The organism is Shinella sp. HY16, from assembly GCF_028534175.1.
GTDB lineage: Bacteria > Pseudomonadota > Alphaproteobacteria > Rhizobiales > Rhizobiaceae > Shinella.
In genome coordinates, this window is record NZ_JAHYXL010000002.1 from 733,009 (window position 1) to 753,158 (window position 20,150).

20 protein-coding genes are annotated in these 20,150 nt (G+C 63.4%); 18 read left to right on the forward strand and 2 right to left on the reverse strand.

The annotated features are described in order from the left end of the window. Genes K0P03_RS23875 through K0P03_RS23885 form a run of 3 tightly spaced genes read left to right on the forward strand, consistent with a single transcriptional unit; the run spans position 1 to position 3,250 of the window. Positions 1–978 (forward strand): ABC transporter permease, encoded by a 978-nt coding sequence (locus tag K0P03_RS23875; protein ID WP_272790785.1) that lies wholly within the window; start codon positions 1–3, stop codon positions 976–978. Then, positions 975–1,931 (forward strand): ABC transporter permease, encoded by a 957-nt coding sequence (locus K0P03_RS23880; RefSeq protein WP_130517489.1) that lies wholly within the window; start codon positions 975–977, stop codon positions 1,929–1,931. The genes K0P03_RS23875 and K0P03_RS23880 overlap by 4 nt, the downstream gene beginning before the upstream one ends. A gap of 2 nt (positions 1,932–1,933) precedes the next feature. After that, the gene (locus K0P03_RS23885) at positions 1,934–3,250 is read left to right on the forward strand and encodes a M20 family metallopeptidase (RefSeq protein WP_272790786.1); all 1,317 of its coding nucleotides are present in this window, start codon (positions 1,934–1,936) and stop codon (positions 3,248–3,250) included. Between the two features lie 183 nt (positions 3,251–3,433). Here K0P03_RS23885 and lhgO read toward each other — a convergent pair whose 3' ends face one another. Continuing rightward, on the reverse strand, positions 3,434–4,618 hold the full coding sequence (gene lhgO / locus K0P03_RS23890) for an L-2-hydroxyglutarate oxidase (protein ID WP_207900444.1): 1,185 nt from the start codon (positions 4,616–4,618) through the stop codon (positions 3,434–3,436). Positions 4,619–4,705: 87 nt separating this feature from the next. Next, positions 4,706–5,434: an ABC transporter ATP-binding protein gene (locus K0P03_RS23895; RefSeq protein ID WP_130517486.1), complete on the reverse strand. Its 729-nt coding sequence runs from the start codon at positions 5,432–5,434 to the stop codon at positions 4,706–4,708. A gap of 163 nt (positions 5,435–5,597) precedes the next feature. Here K0P03_RS23895 and K0P03_RS23900 point away from each other — a divergent pair, with 163 nt between their 5' ends. The 15 genes from K0P03_RS23900 to K0P03_RS23970 all read left to right on the forward strand — a co-directional run bounded on the left by K0P03_RS23900 (position 5,598) and on the right by K0P03_RS23970 (position 20,141). Beyond that, the gene (locus K0P03_RS23900) at positions 5,598–6,794 is read left to right on the forward strand and encodes an ABC transporter substrate-binding protein (RefSeq protein WP_130517483.1); all 1,197 of its coding nucleotides are present in this window, start codon (positions 5,598–5,600) and stop codon (positions 6,792–6,794) included. Positions 6,795–6,890: 96 nt separating this feature from the next. Beyond that, positions 6,891–7,646 carry an ABC transporter ATP-binding protein gene (locus K0P03_RS23905; RefSeq protein WP_050745973.1) on the forward strand — a complete coding sequence of 252 codons (756 nt, stop codon included), beginning with the start codon at positions 6,891–6,893 and terminating at the stop codon, positions 7,644–7,646. A 12-nt stretch (positions 7,647–7,658) separates the two neighbouring features. Further along, a complete protein-coding gene (locus tag K0P03_RS23910; RefSeq protein ID WP_023514949.1) occupies positions 7,659–8,573 on the forward strand; it encodes a branched-chain amino acid ABC transporter permease in 915 nt (304 codons plus the stop codon). Beyond that, positions 8,573–9,631, forward strand: coding sequence for a branched-chain amino acid ABC transporter permease (locus tag K0P03_RS23915; RefSeq protein ID WP_245290214.1), 1,059 nt, complete (start codon positions 8,573–8,575; stop codon positions 9,629–9,631). The genes K0P03_RS23910 and K0P03_RS23915 overlap by 1 nt, the downstream gene beginning before the upstream one ends. Further along, positions 9,624–10,328, forward strand: a complete 705-nt coding sequence (locus K0P03_RS23920; RefSeq protein ID WP_050745974.1) for a GntR family transcriptional regulator — start codon at positions 9,624–9,626, stop codon at positions 10,326–10,328. Before K0P03_RS23915 ends, K0P03_RS23920 begins: the two co-directional genes overlap by 8 nt. A gap of 25 nt (positions 10,329–10,353) precedes the next feature. Continuing rightward, the gene (locus K0P03_RS23925; RefSeq protein ID WP_130517481.1) at positions 10,354–12,384 is read left to right on the forward strand and encodes a hydantoinase/oxoprolinase family protein; all 2,031 of its coding nucleotides are present in this window, start codon (positions 10,354–10,356) and stop codon (positions 12,382–12,384) included. Between the two features lie 11 nt (positions 12,385–12,395). After that, complete coding sequence (locus K0P03_RS23930) at positions 12,396–14,093, forward strand: hydantoinase B/oxoprolinase family protein (RefSeq protein WP_130517479.1); 1,698 nt, start codon at positions 12,396–12,398, stop codon at positions 14,091–14,093. A 4-nt stretch (positions 14,094–14,097) separates the two neighbouring features. After that, positions 14,098–14,289, forward strand: coding sequence for a hypothetical protein (locus tag K0P03_RS23935; RefSeq protein ID WP_023513745.1), 192 nt, complete (start codon positions 14,098–14,100; stop codon positions 14,287–14,289). A gap of 96 nt (positions 14,290–14,385) precedes the next feature. Next, positions 14,386–15,690 carry a 4-aminobutyrate--2-oxoglutarate transaminase gene (gene gabT / locus K0P03_RS23940; protein WP_050745977.1) on the forward strand — a complete coding sequence of 435 codons (1,305 nt, stop codon included), beginning with the start codon at positions 14,386–14,388 and terminating at the stop codon, positions 15,688–15,690. Continuing rightward, on the forward strand, positions 15,687–17,141 hold the full coding sequence (locus tag K0P03_RS23945; RefSeq protein ID WP_050745978.1) for an NAD-dependent succinate-semialdehyde dehydrogenase: 1,455 nt from the start codon (positions 15,687–15,689) through the stop codon (positions 17,139–17,141). The genes gabT and K0P03_RS23945 overlap by 4 nt, the downstream gene beginning before the upstream one ends. A 4-nt stretch (positions 17,142–17,145) precedes the next feature. After that, positions 17,146–17,844: an SDR family NAD(P)-dependent oxidoreductase gene (locus K0P03_RS23950; protein WP_050745979.1), complete on the forward strand. Its 699-nt coding sequence runs from the start codon at positions 17,146–17,148 to the stop codon at positions 17,842–17,844. A gap of 487 nt (positions 17,845–18,331) precedes the next feature. Continuing rightward, the gene (locus K0P03_RS23955; RefSeq protein ID WP_130517477.1) at positions 18,332–19,234 is read left to right on the forward strand and encodes a DnaJ C-terminal domain-containing protein; all 903 of its coding nucleotides are present in this window, start codon (positions 18,332–18,334) and stop codon (positions 19,232–19,234) included. A 2-nt stretch (positions 19,235–19,236) separates the two neighbouring features. Next, positions 19,237–19,518, forward strand: coding sequence for a chaperone modulator CbpM (locus K0P03_RS23960; protein ID WP_023516772.1), 282 nt, complete (start codon positions 19,237–19,239; stop codon positions 19,516–19,518). Positions 19,519–19,728: 210 nt separating this feature from the next. Continuing rightward, entirely contained in the window at positions 19,729–19,860 is a 132-nt protein-coding gene (locus K0P03_RS23965) for a hypothetical protein (protein ID WP_256363695.1), read from the forward strand. A gap of 26 nt (positions 19,861–19,886) precedes the next feature. Then, a complete protein-coding gene (locus K0P03_RS23970) occupies positions 19,887–20,141 on the forward strand; it encodes a DUF2171 domain-containing protein (RefSeq protein WP_024269910.1) in 255 nt (84 codons plus the stop codon). The last annotated feature ends 9 nt before the right edge of the window (positions 20,142–20,150 follow it).

Consider the following 20,150-nt stretch of genomic DNA (forward strand, 5'->3'; position numbering starts at 1 on the left):
ATGCGACCGTCAAGTCTCCGTCTTTTCGCCATCGGCGGACGTGAATGGGCGCTGCTCAGTGCCGTCATTCTCGCCTCGATCGTCTTTTCTGTCGCCTCGCCCTACTTCGCGACGGCAGGCAATGCAGCGACCATCGTCCGCAACAGCACAGAGCTGATGCTGGCTGGTCTTGGCATGACCCTGCTGCTCGCGATGGGAAGTATCGACGTGTCGATCGGCATCCTCATGGGGCTTGCCGCCATCGCTGTCTCCCATGCCCTGCTGGCGTCGGTGGCGCCGGCGCTGGCCTTGCTGGTCGGCCCGGTGACAGGCGCAGGCCTCGGCATGGTGACGGCGCTCGTCGTCGTCCTCGGCCGTGTGCCGGCCATCGTCGGCACACTCGGCTTGCTCGGCGTTTACCGCATGGGGGTCTTCGTACTTCTCGGTGGCCAGTGGTTGTCCGGCCTGCCTGCGGGCCTGACGGAGCTGCTGTCGAGGGCGTTTTTCGGCATCCCACTCTCTGTCTTCGTCATCGGGCTCGCCTATCTTGCGGTCTGGCTGGCACTGCGGCGCACCGCCTATGGGCCCCATCTGCTCTCGATCGGCAATGCCGAAGAGAAGGCGCGTCTGTCGGGCGTGCCGGTGAACAAGGTCAGGGTCGCCACCTTCGTGGTCAGTGGCGTGCTGACGGGCCTTGCCGCCAGTTTCTACGTGGCCAATTACCGGAACGTCGAAATGGCTATCGGCAGCACACTGGCGCTCGACGCCATCGCGGCCGTCGTACTCGGCGGTACGAGCATCCTGGGTGGGCGCTGCAGTCTTCTTGGCACGGCGCTCGGTGTCATCCTGCTGCGTGTCCTGCAGAACGGCCTTCTGCTGGTCGGCGTGCCTTCGCTCTGGCAACCGGTTGTGACCGGCGCGCTGCTGATCGGTGTGCTTGCGCTTGAGGTGCCGGTGTCGCGCCTCGGCGAGATGAAGACGAAGTGGATGCCGCGATGAAGAGCCTTCTCAAACCGGCCGCCTCCAGCCGTATCCTCCTTCTGCTCACCGTTCTTTGGGTCATCGTCATCGTGTTTTTTGCGGCCCTCAAGCCGACGATGTTCAGCGCGTCCACGGTAACGACGGTCCTGCAGTTCTCCACCATCCTGGCGCTCGTTTCGCTCGGCCAGTGCCTTGTCATCCTTGCTGGCGGTGCCGGTATCGACTTGTCGGTCGGCGGTATCGTCTCACTGTCGGTCGTGCTCGCCATGCTCGCGGTCAAGGCGGGGCTGCCACCGGTGTTTCTGCCGGTCGCCTGCGTCGTCACCGGCCTGCTGCTTGGCCTGGTGAACGGCTTTCTCGTCACCCGCCTGAGGATCCTGCCGCTGATTGCGACGCTCGGCACACTCTTTGTCTATTCCGGCCTCGCGCTTGCGCTGACCGGAGGGGCGGCGCAAGCCGGCGTACCTGCCTGGCTGCTTCCCTGGGGCCGCGGCATGGTGTTCACGCTGCCGATGCCCTTCGTCACGCTGGTCTTGCCCGTCTTCGCAATCGCCGCGGTGCTGCTGCTCTACAGCGCCTGGGGGCGGTGGCTGTTCGCCATGGGCTTCAACGAGCGATCGGCGCGCCTCGTCGGCATTCCCGTCGATCGCGCCCGTCTCCTCGTCTACGGCCTGAGCGGCTTCCTCGGGGGGGTGGCGGGGTTGGTTTCTCTCGCCTGGCTCGGAAGTGCGCGACCCAATATTGGGCAGAACCTGGAGCTTGAATCGCTGACGGCCGTCATGCTGGGCGGTGTCGCCATCACCGGTGGCGTGGGCGGGGTCGGCGGGGTTATCGCCGCGGTGATCCTGCTTGTCACGCTGAAGACCGGGCTTCTGCAACTCAACGTCAACACCGTCTGGCAGGTCGGCATCGTCGGGGCACTCCTGATCGCCGTGCTGCTGGTCGACCGCCTTTCAAAACGCTGGAGTTAAGCATGTCATCCATCGAACAGCAGATCGCCGATCGCGTCGAGGCCGCCGAAGAGCGCATCGTCAGGACACTGAGCGATCTCGTCTCCTTCGCGTCGATCGTGAAGTCGAACCCAAAGGAGGCGGGACCTGGTGAGCGCGACTGCCAGCTCTATCTGCAGAAGCGGCTGGAGGCACTCGGCTTTGCGACCGACCTCTGGGACCCGGACGGCCCGGCGCTCTATGCCAAGTACCAGGGGCGCCCCGGCGCCAACAAGGGCCGTACCTTCGAGGGGCGTCCGAATCTCGGCGGCGTTCTGAAGGGAACCGGTGGTGGTCGCTCGATCATGCTGACCGGGCATATCGACGTTGTGCCGCCGGGTGCGGCCGAGCATTGGACAACCGATCCGTTCACGCCCGTCTTGAAGGATGGCTTCCTGCACGGCCGCGGCACCGTCGACATGAAGGGCGGCGTCGCCTGCATGCTGATGGCGGTCGAAATTCTCAAGGAAATGGGACTTGAGCTGAAAGGCGATGTCGTCTTCACCACGGTGGTGGACGAGGAGATCGGCGGCATGGGCTCACTTGCGATGGTCGATCGTGGTTTCAAGGCTGATGCCGGCATCATGACCGAGCCGACGGCAAACCGCATCGCGCCGCTTTGCCATGGTATTCTCTGGGGCAGGATCATCATCGATGGGATCGGTGGCCATGCCGAGCTGACGCCGAATGCCTGGTATACGAGCGGACCGGTCGATGCCGTGCAACTCTGCCGCCAAATGCTCGACGGTATCGATATCCTGAACCGTCGTTGGATGTTCGACCCGAAGAAGAACCACCCGCTGATGGACCTGCCGAACCAGATCATCGTCACGCAGATGAGTGCTGGCGAACACCCGTCCTCGATGGCCGGCCGTGCCGAGATCATCATCGACGCGCAATACCTGCCGAGCGAGAAGGACGAATTCGGTCTCGGCGGTCACGTGAAGCGCGAGATCGAGGAGCACGTCCGCCATGTCTGCCAGGCCGACCCCTATCTGCGGGAGCATCCCGCCCGTGTCGAGTGGATCCTCGATGCCGATTGTGCGGAAATCCCGGCCGACAGCCCATTCGTCTCGATCTTCCAGGAGGCGGTCGCGACTGCCGATCTGTCACCGGTTCTGTCAGGTTTCGGCGCCCACAGCGACATCGGTCTTCCGACAGGGCTCGGCAACACGCCGACGGTAAATTTCGGTCCTGGCGACCCGGCGCAGGCGCACCAGCCGAATGAACGTGTCTCCGTGCACGACCTTGTCGACTGCACCAAGGCGATCGCCCTTGCCGTTCAAAAATGGTGCAACTGACGGGCATTCCCCCGAAGTCCGCTTCCGGTCCGCAATTTGCGAGTGATTCCCATGGCCGCCCGGAAAATGCGACGTGTTCAATGTGCCCCCGTCCCGTTGTCGGAGCGAGGGCACTCCTTTGCTCGTTCCCGTTCGGCAGCCTGCCGTTCCGGCCTTTTCAAGGCCGCATCGACCAGGCCTTGCCTAGTTTCCAAGCCGGCCCACGATCATCTCCGCAATCGGGATGGCCGAGGTGGCTGCGGGTGAGGGAGCATTGCAGACGTGCAGCATGCGGTCCGTTTCCGCGAAGAGGAAGTCGTGAATGAGCGTGCCGTCCTTGCGCACGGCCTGGGCACGTATGCCGGCTTCGTAGGGCAGAAGGTCCGAAAGCGTCAGGCTCGGGCAGTATTTTCTGCACTCCGCCAGATAGCCCGGTTTCCAGAGCGAGTTGCGCAGTTCCGTCACGGCCGATTTCCGGTTGGCGAACACGGTTTTCCAGAAGCCGGGGAACAAGGCGTAGTCGGCCATGTCGGCAAGGTTGATGGAAAGGCGCGGATAGCCCTCGCGCGCGAAACCGATGACGGCATTGGGCCCGACCGTCACGCTGCCGTCGATCATGCGTGTGAGATGCACGCCGAGGAAGGGCAAATCGGGATCCGGGACGGGGTAAATGAGGTGGCGGACGATGTCGTTCTTGTCGGCAGGCAGGCGAAAGTATTCCCCCCGAAACGGCACGATGCGGTGCTCGATCGGAAGGCCGGCAAGCACCGCAAGCCGATCTGATTGCAGGCCGGCGCAGGCGACCAGTTTCTTCGCCTGCCATGTCTGCCCGTCGGAGGTGATATCAACGACATCGATCGTCTCGCGGATGCCCGTGATGCGTGTCGAAAGGCGGATATTGCCGCCGAGTGCCTTGATGCGCCGTCCCATCGCCTGGCAGACCTCGGCATAGCTGACGATCCCGGTCGAAGGGACGAAGAGCGCCCCGCGACCGCGAATATGCGGTTCGCGCTCCCGCAATTCGCCTTCGCTGACGCGATGCACCTCGATCGTGTTCTGCTTTGATCGCTCATAAAGAGCGTCCATGCGCTGTATCTCAAGATCGGAGGTGGCGACGAGCAGCTTTCCGCAGACCTCAAACCGGATGCCGTTTTCGCTGCAGAAGGCCTTGGTGGCTTCAGCGCCCTTGCGGCAAAGTTCCGCCTTGAGACTGCCGGGCGGATAGTAGATGCCGGCGTGGATGACGCCGCTGTTGTGGCCGGTCTGATGCTTGCCGAGCGCGTCCTCCTTTTCGATGAGGATGAGGCTGCTGCCCGGCTTGTTTTCGATAAGGCGCATTGCCGTTGCCAATCCAACGATGCCGCCGCCGACAATGCAGTAGTCGAAGATCATATGTCGTGTCCTTGAGGCAGTTTTTCGCGAAAGCGCGTCGCAATTTCCTGCCTGGAATTGGGTGTAAACGAAGCGTCCGCCTGCCTATCCGCGTGCTGCTTCGTGATTGCTGTAGCCGAAGTAAGCTTCTTCCAACGCGTGGCCGTCTGCAAGATCGCTTGCCGTCCCCTCCAGCGCCACATGCCCATTGCGCAGCACATAGATGCGCGAAGCAAGGTCGAGAATGCGGGCGGTGGATTGTTCGACGACGAGAAGCGTCAAGCCGTCGGCATTGAGCTGGCGCAGGCTGTCGTAGACCTGATCGATGACGAGGGGGGCGAGGCCAAGCGATGGCTCGTCGATCATCATCAGTGAGGGCCGTTGCAGAATGGCGCGTGCAATGGCGAGCTGCTGCTGTTCACCGCCAGACAGATGGCCGGCAATGCCGCGATAGCGGTTCCTCAGAATCGGGAAAATGGTGAGCACACGTTCCAGGTCGACCGCCGCTTCTGCCTTGTCCTTGCGGATCATACCACCGAGCAAGAGGTTCTCCTGCACCGTCAAAGTGCGGAAAATGCTCCGACCCTCTGGCACGAGTGCGAGCCCCTTGCGGCACAGTTTTTCCGGCGGTTGGCCGGATACGCTTTCGCCCCTGAAGGTAAGCGTGCCGCCGGTCGGCGACATGAGTCCAGAAATCGTTTTCAGAAGCGTGGACTTGCCGGCCCCGTTGGGGCCGACGACGAAGACGATCTCGTCCTTTCGAACCTCAAGATCGACGGATTTCAAGGCAGCAAGCCGGCCGTAGCCGGCGGTGAGGCCGCGGATTTCAAGCATGTCGTTCCCCTTTGGCGCGGTTGTGATCTCGGATGGAAATCGCAGGACCACACCGTTTTTTGCCGTTGACAAAAAAAATCTAACCCGCATTCTGTCTTCTGTCCACAGAGGACTATGTGCAAAAAATCAGGCCGGGCAACGCCACGGCTGAAGGGGAACGACGATGAAATCTGTTGCTGTGGCCGCCTCGGCCGCAATCGCCCTCCTGTTGCCGGTGACCAGCGTTCAGGCCGAAGAACCGATCAAGATCGGCTTTGCCATCGCGGAATCCGGCTGGCTTTCGAACTACGACAGCGCGCCTTTCAAGGCCGCCGTCATGAAGATCGAGGAAATCAACAAGGCCGGCGGCCTGCTGGGTCGCCAGATCGAATATTCCGTCATGGACACCAAGACGGAGCAGGCCCGCGCCGCAACCGTCGGCGCACAGCTCGTCGATGGCGGCATCGATATGCTGGTCGTCTCCTGCGACTACGATTTCGGCGCACCGGCGGCGCTCGCGGCCAAACAGGCGGGCAAGATCGCCTTTAGCCTGTGCGCGGCCGATCCGAAGATGGGCGTGCAGGGCGTTGGCCCGCTCGCCTTCACCGCCAACAGCGCGGCGCAGTCGGAAGGCATCGCCATTGCCGAATACGGCCAGAAGAAGATGAACCTGAAGTCGGTCTATGTGCTGGAAGACCTGACGATCGAATACAACAAGTCGGCCTGTGCCGGTTTCCGCGCGGCCTGGGCGGCCGGCGGCGGCGAGGAAACGATCCTCGGCAACGACACGTTCAAGAACGACGACCCGTCGATTGCCTCGCAGATCACCCGTCTCAAGGGCCTGGCAACGCAGCCAGATGCGGTCTTCGTCTGCTCGTTCACGCCGGGCGGGGCTTCGGCCGTGCGCCAGCTTCGCGCTGCCGGCATCGATCTGCCGATCCTCGCCAACACGGCGATGGTCGACAACTACTGGCTGAACGCCGTGCCGGGCCTCAAGGACTTCTACCTGCCCGCCTTCATGTCGCTCTACGGCGACGACCCGCGGCCGGAAATGAACACGTTCCTCGAAAGCCACAAGGCGCGTTACGGCGAGCCGCCGGTCTCCTCCTATTCGGTGCTCGGCTACAGCCTGATCGAGCAGTGGGCCTTTGCGGTGGGTGAGGCGAAGACGACGGATTCCGAAGCTGTCGTCGGCGTCATGAACACCTTCAAGGACCAGCCGTTCACCGCCGGCCCGACATCCTTCACCGATCAGCTTCATATCCAGGTCGACCGTCCCTGGCTGATCATGAAGGTCGAGAATGACTCCTTCCGCGCCGTGGAAGTCTACCGGAACTCGTTCAAGCCGGACATGAAGCTCCTGTTCCGCGTCGGTCAGTAACCGGCAGCGATCCGTCGGCTGCATGGCGGTGCAGCCGACGGCACCAAAATCTCCAAGCAAATTCATAGCCGAGCTTACGAATAGGTCTCGCCCGATATGTCACGTCCATCGAAAGAACGGCTGGAAGCCCGCGGCGTTGCCGTCGCCTTTGGCGGCATCCGGGCCTTGAGCGGGGTCGACCTGGAGATCCGGCGCGGCGAAGTGCTCGGCCTGATCGGCCCGAACGGCGCCGGCAAGACGACCATGGTCAATGTCCTGAGCGGCTTCCAGCGCCCGACCAGCGGCAGCATCAGCCTCGACGGCATCGACGTTTCCAAGCTCACCGCCCGCAAGATCGCCCAGGCCGGCGTCGGCCGCAGTTTCCAGGCGGCGCGTCTCTTTCGGGCGATGACGGTGGAGCAGAACCTTTCGGTCGCCGCGATCGGCAGCGGGCTTTCACGCAAGGCGGCCCTAGAGCGGGCGCGCGAAATCCTCGACTGGATGGGCCTTGCGAAAAAGGCCGAGCACCGCTGCGACAGCCTTTCCTATGGCGATGAGCGCCGTGTCAGCATCGCCCGGGCGCTCGCCTTGCAGCCGTCCTTCGCGCTGCTCGACGAGCCGGCCTCCGGCATGAACGACGCGGAATGCGAGGCGCTGATGGAGGTGATTGCCGAGCTGCCGGCGCGCTTCGGCTGCGGCGTGCTGCTGATCGAACACAATATGAAGGTGATCATGGGCGTGTGCCAGCGCATCCATGTGCTCGACGGCGGCCAGAGCCTCGCCGAGGGCTCGCCCCAGGACATCCAGAAAAACCCCGCCGTCCGCCGCGCCTATCTGGGCGAGAAGGCGACAGACAGCACGCTTGCGATCTAGGAACAGGACGCCATGGCCAATATCGTTCAGGTTCTCGTCGATGCCATCGCGCTGGGCAGCCTCTATGCCCTCGTCGCCCTGGCGATCGGCCTCGTCTTCGGCGTCATGCGGCTCGTCAATTTCGCCCAGGCCGACTACATCACCATCGGCGCCTATGCGCTGGTCGTGCCGACGGCGAGCGTCACACCGCCGCTGCTGCTTGGTGCGCTGCCCGCAGCGCTGATGATCGGAGGTGTGCTGTTCGTGGTCGTCGTGCTGGCGCTCCTCACCGAGCGCGTCGCCTTCCGGCCGTTGCGCAATTCCAATCCGTCGACGCTGCTGATCTCCTCCTTCGCCGTCAGCTATTTCCTGCAGAACCTCGTCATGCTCATCCACACCGGCCGGCCGAAATCGGTCGGCATCGGGCAGGGCTTGGCCAATGCGGTGGAGATTGGCGGCGTGCGCGTTCCTGGCATCCAGCTCCTCACCATGGTCGTCACCGCCGGCCTGCTCGTCGCGCTCGTGCTCTTCCTCAAGAAGACGCCGCTCGGCATCCAGATGCGGGCGGCGGCGGAAAATTTCCAGATGGCCCGCCTGCTCGGCATGCCGGCAAACCGGGTGATCGCACTTGCCTTCGCCATTTCCGGCCTGCTCGGCGGCGCCGTCTCGCTGCTCCTGACGATCCAGACGGGCACGCTCGACTTGCGCATGGGCCTGATGCCCGTCGTCTACGCCTTCTTCGCCACCGTCATCGGCGGCATGGGCTCCTTGCCGGGCGCGGCACTCGGCGGGTTCCTTGTCGGCGTCGCCAGCGTGCTCCTGCAAACCTATCTCCCGGCCGATCTGCGCCCCTTCCGTGATGCAGGCGTGTTCATGATGGTCATCCTGATCCTCCTCGTGCGCCCGCAGGGCCTGATCGTCACCAGCGCCGCGAAGGAGCGCGTGTAATGAAGAGCGATACCATGTCCTTCGCAACGATCGGCCGCTTCTGGTTTCCGGTGCTTGCCCTCGTCTTACCGCTTGCGATCATCGTGGTGGTGACAGGCCAGTTCGGGGGCCTCTCCATCCAGCGCACCGTCATCGAAATGCTGATCAGCATTGTCATCGTCGTCGGGCTCTACGTCTTCGTCGGCAATTCCGGCATCATCTCCTTCGGCCACGCCACCTTCATGGCGATCGCCGCCTATGCCTCGGCGTGGCAGACGTGCTGCGAGATGCTGAAGCCCATCACCATGTCCGGTCTGCCGCCGTTCCTGCGCGACCAGAGCATTCCGCTCCTGCCGTCCGCCGTGGTCTCGGTGCTGCTTGCCGGCGGTGCCGCCTTCCTCACCGGCCTCGTCATCATGCGGCTCACCGGCCTCGCCGCCTCGATCTCCACGCTCGCCGTGCTGTTCATCCTGAACGTCGTCTATTCCAACTGGGACAGCGTCACGATGGGGTCTGCTTCGATCGTCGGCCTGCCGACCTATGTCACGGCCTGGCTGGCGCTCGGCTGCGCCGTCGTCGCCATCGTCATCGCCTACCTCTACCAGGTCTCCGCCTTTGGCCTCGCCATCCGGGCGACGCGCGAAGATGAGGTCGCGGCCGCCGCCGCCGGCATATCGCTCTACTGGTCGCGGCTGATCGCCTTCACGCTGTCCGGCTTCCTCGTCGGCCTCGGCGGGGTGTTGCAGGCCCACTATCTCGGAACTGTCTCGATCAACAGTTTCTTCCTGAGCTTCACCTTCCTGGCGCTCGCCATGCTCATCGTCGGCGGCATGGGTAGCCTGGCCGGCGCAGTGGTCGGCGTCGTCGTCATCACGGCGATGGTCGATATCTTTCGTCGGCTTGAAGGCGGGATTTCGATCGGCGGCGAGCAGTGGTCGCTGCCGGCGGGCACGCAGGAGCTTATCATCGCGGCCTTTATGCTGTTGATACTGGTCTTCCGCAAAGACGGAATCATGGCAGGGCGAGAAATGACCCTGCCGGGGCAGGAAAAACGCGAGAAAGGGCTCATCAATGGCTAACAACCTCCTCTTCAATACGGACGAACCGGTCGGCATCATCGACAACCGCATGCTCTCCGACCAGGTTTCGACCTTTCTCGTGCGCGAACTGATCTTCGGTCGTCTTCAGCCCGGCCAACGCATCAACGAGGCGGAGCTGGCCCGCCAGCTCGGTATCAGCCGCAATCCCATCCGCGAGGCGATCCGCCGGCTGGAAGAGCGCGGCCTGCTCGTCGCGGTCCCCCGCAAGGGTACCTTCGTGCGCACCTTCCTGCGCAACGATATCGACGAGATCTTTTCCTTCCGCGTCGTGGTCGAGCGTTTTGCCGTGGAGCAGGCGCTGCCGCAGATGACGGATGCCGACATCAACCGCATCGCCGGCTTCGTCGACGCCATGATTGCGGCGGCCAACACGAATGACGAAATCGCCCTCGTCGAAAACGACCTCGCCTTCCATCTCGAGATCTGCAAGCTCTCGAAGAACCGCCAGACGCTGCACGCCTTTACCAACATCCAGGCCGAAGTGCAGATGCTGATCACCATCGCCGAGCGCCAGTTCGAGAGCCAGATGGCGGCGGCGGTCGATCACTGGCCGGTCGTCGAGGCGCTGCGCAGCCGCAATCCCGAAAAGGCGATGGACGCCATCCGCGATCACATCCGCGATTCCTGGCGCCATCTGCTTGAAGCTTACGAGCGGGAAAAACCCCGCTCGTCCTGATCCATCCATGAGAAAAGAGGGAACAATGCCTGACAACAAAATCATCGGCATCGACATCGGGGGGACGTTCACCGACTTCGTCTCCTACGATGCGGCGACGGGCACAATCGAAAACTGGAAGAACCTGACGACGCCCTCCGAACCGATCGAAGGCGTGCTCCAGGGCCTCGGGCAGGTGGAAGACGTCGCCAGTGTCGACAAGATCCGCCTCGGCACGACGATCGCCACCAACGCACTCCTGACGCGCCGCGGCGCCAAGGTCGCCTATGTCACCACGACAGGTTTTCGCGATGTTCCCTTCATCCAGCGCGGCGACCGCCGCAGCCACTACGACATTACCTGGATCAAGACCAAGCCGCTGATGAAGCGCGCCGACACCTACGAGATCGGCGGGCGTTTCAGCGCCAAGGGCGAGCTGGTCACGCCGCTCGATGAAGCCGCTGTCCGCGAACTCGCCGCGACGATCAAGGCGGACGGCACGATCGAAGCCATCGCCATCTGCACGCTGTTCTCCTATATCGACCCGAGCCACGAGCAGCGCATCCGCGATATCCTTGCCGAAGACCTGCCGGGCATGCCGATCTCGATCTCCTATGACGTGCTGCCGAAGTGGAAGGAGTACGACCGCGCCTCCACCACCATCGCCGACGCCTACCTGAAGCCCATCGTCTCCGACAATTTCCACCGCATGCAGAAACGCCTCGACGCCATCGGCATCGGCGACAGGATCGGCGTGATCAAGTCGAACGGCGGTGAGTCCACTCTGAAGGGTGCCGCCGAAGCGCCGGTGCAGATGACGCTGTCCGGCCCGACCGGCGCGGTCGTCGCCACCCGCGTTCTCTCCGAACTGACAGGCATCAAGAACCTCGTCACCTTCGACATGGGCGGCACTTCGACCGATTGCTCGACCGTCGTCGACGGCATGGAGCATGTGACGACCAATTTCGAGATCGAATGGGGCCTGCCGATCCAGATCCCGATGATCGACATCCACACGATCGGCGCCGGCGGCGGCTCGATTGCCTGGATCGACAAGGGCGGCATGCTGCGCATGGGCCCGCAATCGGCCGGCGCCGCACCGGGACCCGCCTGCTACGGCCGCGGCGGCGAGAATGCCACCGTGACCGATGCGAACGTCGTGCTCGGCCGCATCAACCCGGACTACTTCCTCGGCGGCAAGATGAAGCTCGATGCCGAGGCGGCACATCGCGCGGTCAAGAAGATCGCCGACCAGCTCGGCCTCGAGGTCGATGCGGCGGCCTTCGCCATGGTGCAGATCGCCAACAACAACATGCTGGGCGCGCTGCGTGCCGTCCTCCTCCAGCGCGGTCTCGATCCGCGCGACTTCTCGCTCGTCGCCTCGGGCGGCGCGGGTCCGGTGCATATCTGCGACCTGATGGATATTTCCGGCATTCCGCAGGGCATCGTGCCGAACTATCCCGGCCAGTTCTCGGCCTTCGGTTTCATCATGACCGATGCCCGCGTCGACCGGCATCGCACCGTGCAGCAGATCTCGAAATATTTCGACGGTGCCCGCGCCACGGCGGCAATGACGGAGCTGGTGGATGGCGCGATCGCCGAGCTGGTTTCCCAGGGCTACCAGCAGAAGGTGGAGATCTACCGTTCCATCGAGGCCCGCTATTTCGGCCAGAACCACGAGCTGGAACTGAGTTTTCCGGCCAACCAGTTCACCGAAGAAACCATTGCAAGCCTTTGGGAACGCTTCCACGAGGAGCACCAGAACCGCTTCGGCTTCTCCATCCCCGGTGAAACCATCGAGACGGTCAATCTCAAGGTCGTGGCCGTTGCCGTTTCCGAAAAGCCGCAGATGCGGGAGCTCGAAAAGGGCGAGGGCTCGCCTGCCTCTTCCGGCAGCCGCAAGGTGCGCTTCGAGGACGGCTGGCACGAGGTGAAGACCTACGACCGCGGCACCTTCAAGCAGGGCCAGACTGTCACCGGTCCCGCCATTGTCGAGGAAAACGCCTCCGTCACCATCCTGCAGCCGAAACAGACGCTCCGCGTTGACCGGCTCGGCAATCTGATCATTTCGGCCTGAGGAGTACCGTTATGGACTTCGTTACGATGAACATCCTGGAATCCAGCATGGTCTCGCTCTGCAAGGAGATGGGGATCGTGCTGATGAAGACGTCCTATTCGACGATCTTCAACGAGGCGCTCGATTTCACCTGCGGCCTTGCGGACATGAACGGCGACATGATCGCCGTCGCCGACTATTGCCCGGCGCAGATCGGCGGCATGCCGCTGCTCGTCAAGTCGTGCCTCAAGGAAATCCCGATCGGCGAGATCGAGGAGGGCGACGTCATCCTGCACAACGACCCCTATCGCGGCGGCCTGCACACGCCGGAGCACACCTTCTTCAAGCCGATCTTCGTCGATGGCGAGATCATGGGCTTTGCAGTGGCGATCGGCCATATCGCCGAGGTCGGTGGCATGGCGCCCGGCGGCTTTTGCGGCGAGGCGACGGAAATCTTCCAGGAAGGACTTCGCATTCCCCCGGTAAAGATCAAGAAGCGCGGCAAGGACAATATCGAGGTCTGGAAGCTGCTGCTCGCCAACGTGCGCACGCCGCGCGTCAACTACGGGGATCTGCGCGCCCTCATCGCCGCCGTCGATCTTGGCGAAAAGCAGATGACGCAAATCTACAAGAAGTACGGCAAGGAGAAGATCAAGGAGACCGTCAACGATCTGCTGCTCTATTCGGAACGCCGCATGCGCGCAGAGCTGGAGGCGATCCCCGACGGCATCTACGCCTTCTCGGATACGATCGAGAGCGACGGCATCGATGCCGACCGCACCTACACGGTCGCCGTGGAAGTGCACAAGCGCGGCGGCGAGATCATCGTCGACTATCACGGCTCCTCGCCGCAGGCCTCCGGCCCGATCAACGCCACGCTCGGCGTCGCCACCTCGGCTGCCTACAACGCCGTGCTGCACATGACCGACCCGACCATCCCGCGCAACTCCGGCTGCTTCCGGCCGATCCGCGTGATGGCGCCGCCCGGCACCATCGTCAATGTCGATTTCCCGGCACCGGAAGTCGGTGGCAACACCGAAACGCATCCGCGCATCGTCGGCACGATCCTCGGCGCCATGGCGCCGGCCGTGCCCAACCGGGTGATGGCGGCGGAAGGGGCGACGCACTGCAACTTCGTCTTCGGCGGCGTCGATGCCGATACGGGCGAGTATTTCGCCTGCTACGATCTCGAAGCGGTCGGATGGGGCGGGCGTGCCTTTGCGGATGGCAATGACGGCGTCGACTCGATCAACGGCAATTGCCGCATCACGCCGGTCGAAGTCTACGAGACGCGCTTCCCCTGGCGCATCGAAAGCCTCGCCTTCAACGTCGATGCCGGCGGTGCCGGCGAATACCGCGGCGGCGTCGGTTATTCCAAGCAGATGCTGTGCCTCAACGACGAGATCATCTGCTCGCAGATGACCGACCGCCACCTGCTCGCCCCCTGGGGCCTGAACGGCGGCACGGAAGGCGGCGTCGGCGCGACGCTGGTCATGAAGAACGGTCGCGAGGACTGGCAGACGATGCGCGAGGCCTACGGCAAGGCCTCGACCAGCCGCTATTCCAACGTCTCGATCCGCCGCGGCGACCGCGTGCGGCTCGTCACCCCCGGCGGCGGCGGCTACGGCGAACCGGCAAAGCGCGATCTAGCAGCGGTCGCAGAGGATGTCCGCGAGGGCTACGTCTCCAAGGCGGCCGCCCAGAAACACTACGGTTACCAGGAGGCCTGAGACCATGAAGTTTTCGCTGAACGGACTTTACATCGAAAGCTACACGAAATGCGCCAATTGCGGCGTGCTGATCTACGAGGCCTCGGCCGAGGATTCCGCCCGCAAGAAGGTGCATGACGGGAGCATTTATTGCTCCGAGGAATGCGTCGACTGGAAGCTTGCCCGGGACGCCCGCCGCGCCAAGGCGGCCGTCTAGGAATTGATGCGCCGGCCCCGTCCGAGAGAATGGGGCCGGCCAACTTGAAGCGCCGCGATAGCGCCGCGCCATAACAAACTGTCCAAGGAGACATCCATGTCCACGAACGCTGCCTTCACGGCGCGGCGCGCTGCCGCTATTCCGGCTGGCCTGTCGAAACATCTCGACGTCTATATCGAGAAGGCGGAGAACGCCGAACTGTGGGACGTCGAGGGCAAGCGCTACATAGACTTTGCCGCCGGCATCGCCGTCAACAACACCGGCCACCGCCATCCGAAGGTGGTCGAGCGTGTGCGCAACCAGCTCGACAAGGTCACGCACACCTCGTTCCAGACCACGCCCTATATCGATTATGTCGCGGTCTGCGAGAAGCTGAACGACCTGGTGCCGGGCGATTTCCCGAAGAAGACGTTTCTCGTCTCCACCGGCGCTGAAGCCATCGAGAACGCTGCCAAGATCGCCCGCGCCGCGACCGGCCGCTCGGCCTTCGTGGCCTTTTCCGGCGCCTTCCACGGCCGCACGCTGATGGCGATGACGCTGACCGGCAAGACCACGCCCTACAAGGCCGGCTTCGGTCCGCTGGTGCCTGACGTCTTCCACCTGCCGTTCCCGATTCCCTATCACGGCATTTCCGAGCAGGAATCGCTGACGGCCCTTGATCGCTTCTTCCGCTCCGAGGTCGATCCGACCCGCGTTGCCGGCATTTTCGTTGAGCCGGTGCAGGGCGAGGGCGGTTTCTATCCGGCGCCCGTCACCTTCCTGCGCACGCTGCGCGAAATCTGCGACAAACACGGCATCCTGCTGATCGCCGATGAAATCCAGACGGGTTTTGCCCGCACCGGCAAAATGTTCGCGATGGAACATGCCGGCGTTGCCGCCGATATCGTCACCATGGCGAAGGGGCTCGGCGGCGGGTTTCCGATCGCCGCCGTCACCGGCCGCGCCGACATCATGGACAAGATCCCGATGGGCGGTGTCGGCTCCACCTTCGCCGGCAATCCGCTCTCCTGCGCGGCCTCGCTCGCCGTGATGGAGATCATCGAGGAGGAGAAACTAATCGACCGCGCCAACGAGGTCGGCAGCCGGCTGAAGGCGGTCTTCGAAGACTGGCAGGAGGGCAACGAGTTTGCCTGCATCGGCGAGGTGCGCGCCCTTGGCGCCATGGTGGCGATCGAGTTCGTGCGCGATCGCGAGACGCGCCAGCCCTGGCCGGAGCTGGTGAAGGCCATCACGCATACCGCCGCCGAAAAGGGCCTGCTGCTGCTTTCCTGTGGGGTACACGGCAATGTCGTGCGCGTGCTGACACCGCTGACGATCCCCTTCGACCATCTCGACGAAGGCATCGCCATCCTGAAGGACAGCCTGCGGGCGGCGCTGGAAAAGGTGGAGGCCGGGCAATGACGCTCGCGCTGCTGCATGACCGCGCCTTCATCGATGGTGAGTGGGTGGGTGCGGATGGGGGCGCGACCTTCGAAGTGCGCAATCCGGCGACGGGGGAGGTTCTCGCCCGCGTCGCCGATCTCGCTGCTGCCGACGTCGAGCGCGCGATCCTTGCCGCCGAACGCGCGCAGGTGGACTGGCGTGAGCGCCCGGCCAAAGAACGGGCCAAGCTGCTGCGCGCCTGGTTCGACCTGATCACCGTCCATACGGAAGACCTTGCCCGGCTGATCACCGCCGAGCAGGGCAAGCCGCTCTATGAGGCGCGGGGCGAGGTGGCTTTCGGCGCCTCCTTCGTCGACTGGTTTTCCGAAGAGGCGAAACGCGTCTATGGCGACGTCATCCCGTCGGCCGGGCGCGACCGGCGTTTTGTCGTGCTGAAACAGCCGATCGGTGTCTGCGCCGCCATTACGCCCTGGAATTTTCCGCTGGCGATGATCACCCGCAAGGCGGCGGCAGCGCTTGCCGCCGGCTGCACCATGGTCGTCAAACCCTCCGAGGAAACGCCGCTGACAGCGCTCGCGATAGTCGAGCTTGCCCGGCAGGCCGGCATTCCCGCCGGCGTGCTCAACATCGTGCCGTCGAAGGACGCCGCCGGCATCGGCCGCCTGCTCTGCGAGCATCCGGTCATCCGAAAACTCTCCTTCACCGGTTCAACCGCCGTCGGCAAGTTGTTGATGCGGCAGTGCTCTGACACGCTGAAAAAGCTGTCGCTGGAGCTCGGCGGCAATGCGCCCTTCATCGTCTTCGACGACGCCGACCTTGACCTCGCCGTTGCCGGCGCCATCGCGTCAAAGTTCCGCAATTCCGGCCAGACTTGCGTCTGCACCAACCGCATCTATGTGCAGGACGGTATCCATGATGCCTTCGTGGCGAAGCTGACGGAAGAAGTCGCGAAGCTGAAGGTCGGAGACGGTGCTGCGCCGGAGGTGGTGCAGGGCCCGCTGATCAATACCAAGGCCGTCACGAAGGTGGCGGAACTGATCGGTGACGCCGTTGGCCATGGCGCCCATGTCGAAACCGGCGGCAAGCCGCATGCACTCGGCGGCACCTGGTTCGAGCCGACGGTGCTGAGCGGCATGCAGGCCTCGATGCGGCTCGCGCAGGAAGAAGCTTTCGGCCCGGTCGCCCCGGTCTTCCGCTTCAAGGACGAAGCCGAAGTCATCCGCCTCGCCAACGACACGCGCTACGGCCTGATGGCGTATTTCTACGCGCGCGACGTCAACCGCATCTGGCATGTGCTCGAAGAGCTGCAATTCGGCATGGTCGGCATCAACGAAGGCCTGATCTCCACCGAACTCGCTCCCTTCGGCGGTATCAAGGAAAGCGGTTTTGGTCGCGAAGGCTCCAAATATGGTATCGAGGAATATGTGGAGCTGAAATATGCCTGCTTTGGCGGGCTGAAGAGGGCATAGCCAGATGTCGGAAGTAGCGGATCGCAAGGTCGCATTGATCGTCGGAGCCTCGCGCGGCCTTGGGTTGGGCTTGGCGAAAGCCTTTCTTGCCAAGGGCTGGGACGTCGTTGCGACCGTGCGCGACGCTCGCGGTCGCTTGGCGCTCGATGCGTTGGCGGCCGGGGATCGGTTGTCGATCCTGATGCTCGATATCATGGTCGCCGACGATATCGCGCGGGTGCGACGCGAACTCGACGGGCGAGTGCTGGACGCGCTTTTCATGAATGCCGGTATTGCCCGGGATCCGGCTGCAGCCGTCGAGGATGCGCCCGTCGAGGACTTCGTCGACGTGATGCTCACCAATGCACTCGCGCCGCTGCGCGTCATCGCCGCACTGCACGATCAGGTGAAACCGGCAGGCGTGGTGGCCGCCATGTCGTCCAGCATGGGCAGCGTCAGCGGCAATGCCGGTGGCGCCTGGGAGATCTACCGCGCCAGCAAGGCGGCCCTCAATCAGTTGATGAAGAGCTTTGCCGCCCGCCACGCCGATGGCCGGACCTATCTTGCCGTTTCGCCCGGCTGGGTGCGCACCGATATGGGTGGCGACGCTGCGCCTTTGGACATCGAAACCAGTTCGGCTGGTATCGTCGAGACCCTGGTCGCTCGCGCAGGCACGGGCGGGGTACATTTTGTCGATTTCAACAACAAGATCGTGGCTTGGTAGCAAGTTCCGAGAGGCGGATCCTGCGCGTTTGCACGACCTGAGAGTTGGGTTCTTCGCTGGAGATCTTGCCAGGTGATTTGCCTTTGCCGTGGGTGGCGGGCGGGGTCGCCTACGGGATCCGCAACGGTTTGTAGCGGAAGCTCCTGGAAGAAAAGGCTGCAAGGAGCGGTGGGCCCACAGGCTTTTTCGGCTTGAACCCTACGCCAGCGAATATTGAAATCATGGATGCCCGAAGAACGGCTCAGCCGAGATCCCAATCGCCGTTCGAAGCACCACGGCGGACGACAATACACTGCAATTGCCAAGTGCGGCTGCCTCTGCGGGAACCAAGGGTGGCACGGTAGGCGCCGCGTTCGTAAAAATCCCGATGACGACGGCAAGCCAGAGCGCTCTAAGAAATCCGGCAGCATGGTTACGTTGCCGCGTTGCCGGAATCCAACACAGGCCTAATATAGGTAGTGTCGTTCAATGATGTCCGGAGCCAGTCGTGAAAAATCCGTATGAGGTTCTCGGTGTGTCGTCCACTGCGACGGCGGCCGAGATACAGAGTACCTACCGCAAGCTTGCCAAGAAGCTGCACCCGGACCTTAATCCGGGTGACAAGGCGGCGGAGGAAAAATTCAAGGAGGTCGCCGGCGCCTACGATCTCCTCGGCGACACCGACAAGCGCAAGCGCTTCGATGCCGGCGAGATCGATGCCTCCGGCGCCGAGCGACCTCCGCGCCAGAGCTACTACCGTGATTACGCCGGCGCCCAGGCTGAGCATCCCTACGCGGATGCTTCCGGCTATGCCGACTTTATGGACGGCGACGACATCTTTGCCGATCTTCTTCGCCGTGGCCAGAAGGCTCGGGCGAACCGCCCCGGCGAGGACAGGCACTACCATCTTGAGATCGGGTTCGCCGATTCCATCGCCGGCGCCACCCGGCGCATCACCCTGCCGGACGGCAGTACGCTTGACGTGAAGATCTCGCCAGGCCTCGTCAGCGGCCAGACGATCCGGCTCAAGGGCAAGGGTGCGCCGGGTTTCGGCACGGGCGGTCCGGGCGATGCCTTGATCGAGGTCGAGGTCCTGTCCGATCCCCGCTTTACCCGCGATGGCGACGATATCACGATCGAACTGCCCATCTCGCTGAGCGAAGCGGTGCTTGGTGGGCGCGTACGCGTTCCGACCGCCACCGGCGCCGTCGTCATGGCCGTGCCGAAAGGATCCAATACCGGCTCGCGGCTCCGGCTGAAGGGCAAGGGTGCACCGAAACGCGGCGGCGGCTTCGGCGACCAGTTCGTCAAGCTGAAGGTTGTCCTGCCGAACCCGCCTGATCCCGAGCTCGAAGCCTTCATTGCCAACTGGGAAAAGGGCAAGTCGTTCAATCCGCGTGAGGAGGGCTGACCATGGTCATGACCAGAGAGGAATTCCTGAAAACCTCCGGCCTCCAGGTGACGGTTCTGGAACTTTGGATCGAGCAGGAGTGGCTGGTGCCGGAGAAGACACCATCAGGCCCGTGCTTCCGGGAAATCGATGTCGCTCGCGCACGGCTGATCGGCGAACTACAGTCGGGCATCGGTGCGAACGATGCGGGCATCGACGTGATCCTGCATCTCATGGACCAGCTGCACGGCATGCGCCGGGCCCTCGATGAGCTGCGGCGCGAAATGGGCAAGCCGGACGTCTGACGGTGAAGCGCGCAGGTCTGGCCATGTCGGCGCAGGCGGCAATCTTCATCGCCGGCAAGGATGGCGCGGGTGCTTTTTCGGCCGGAATGGTGTCGCCGATATCCAGTTTGCATGCCTTGCCCCGAAGTGCTGGAGGAGCGCGCGATTGGGCCTGGGCGCCAGCTGCGACGGGCTGGTGGAGAGGGATGGGATTCCGTCAGGGGTGCCCCTTTGAAACAGGCGATCCAGCGCTATGTACCAGATCCACTGGCAGAATTGATGCTTCTCGGTGGCACGCTCTACCGTGCGTATCTTTGCTATCGGGAGCGGCCTTACCTTCAGGATGAGTTCGTCGTGGTCTGATTGGCGTCAAAGCAAAGGAGAAGGACATGAGCGACAAGGTCAAGGAAGACATGGAAGTGATCGGCGCGGACGGCGTGCACGTCGGGACTGTCGACCGTGTGGAAGGCAACCGTATCAAGCTCAAGAAGAGCGATAGCTTTGGTCGCCACGAGGGCCACCACCACTTTATCGAGATGGGTTTCGTGGCGGGTGTCGAGGGCGACAAGGTGCGGCTGGCGGCCAATGCCGATATCGCGGTGACATTGGAAGAGGAGAAATCCGGCCGCCCAGTCGACCTCTGACCAGTTCAA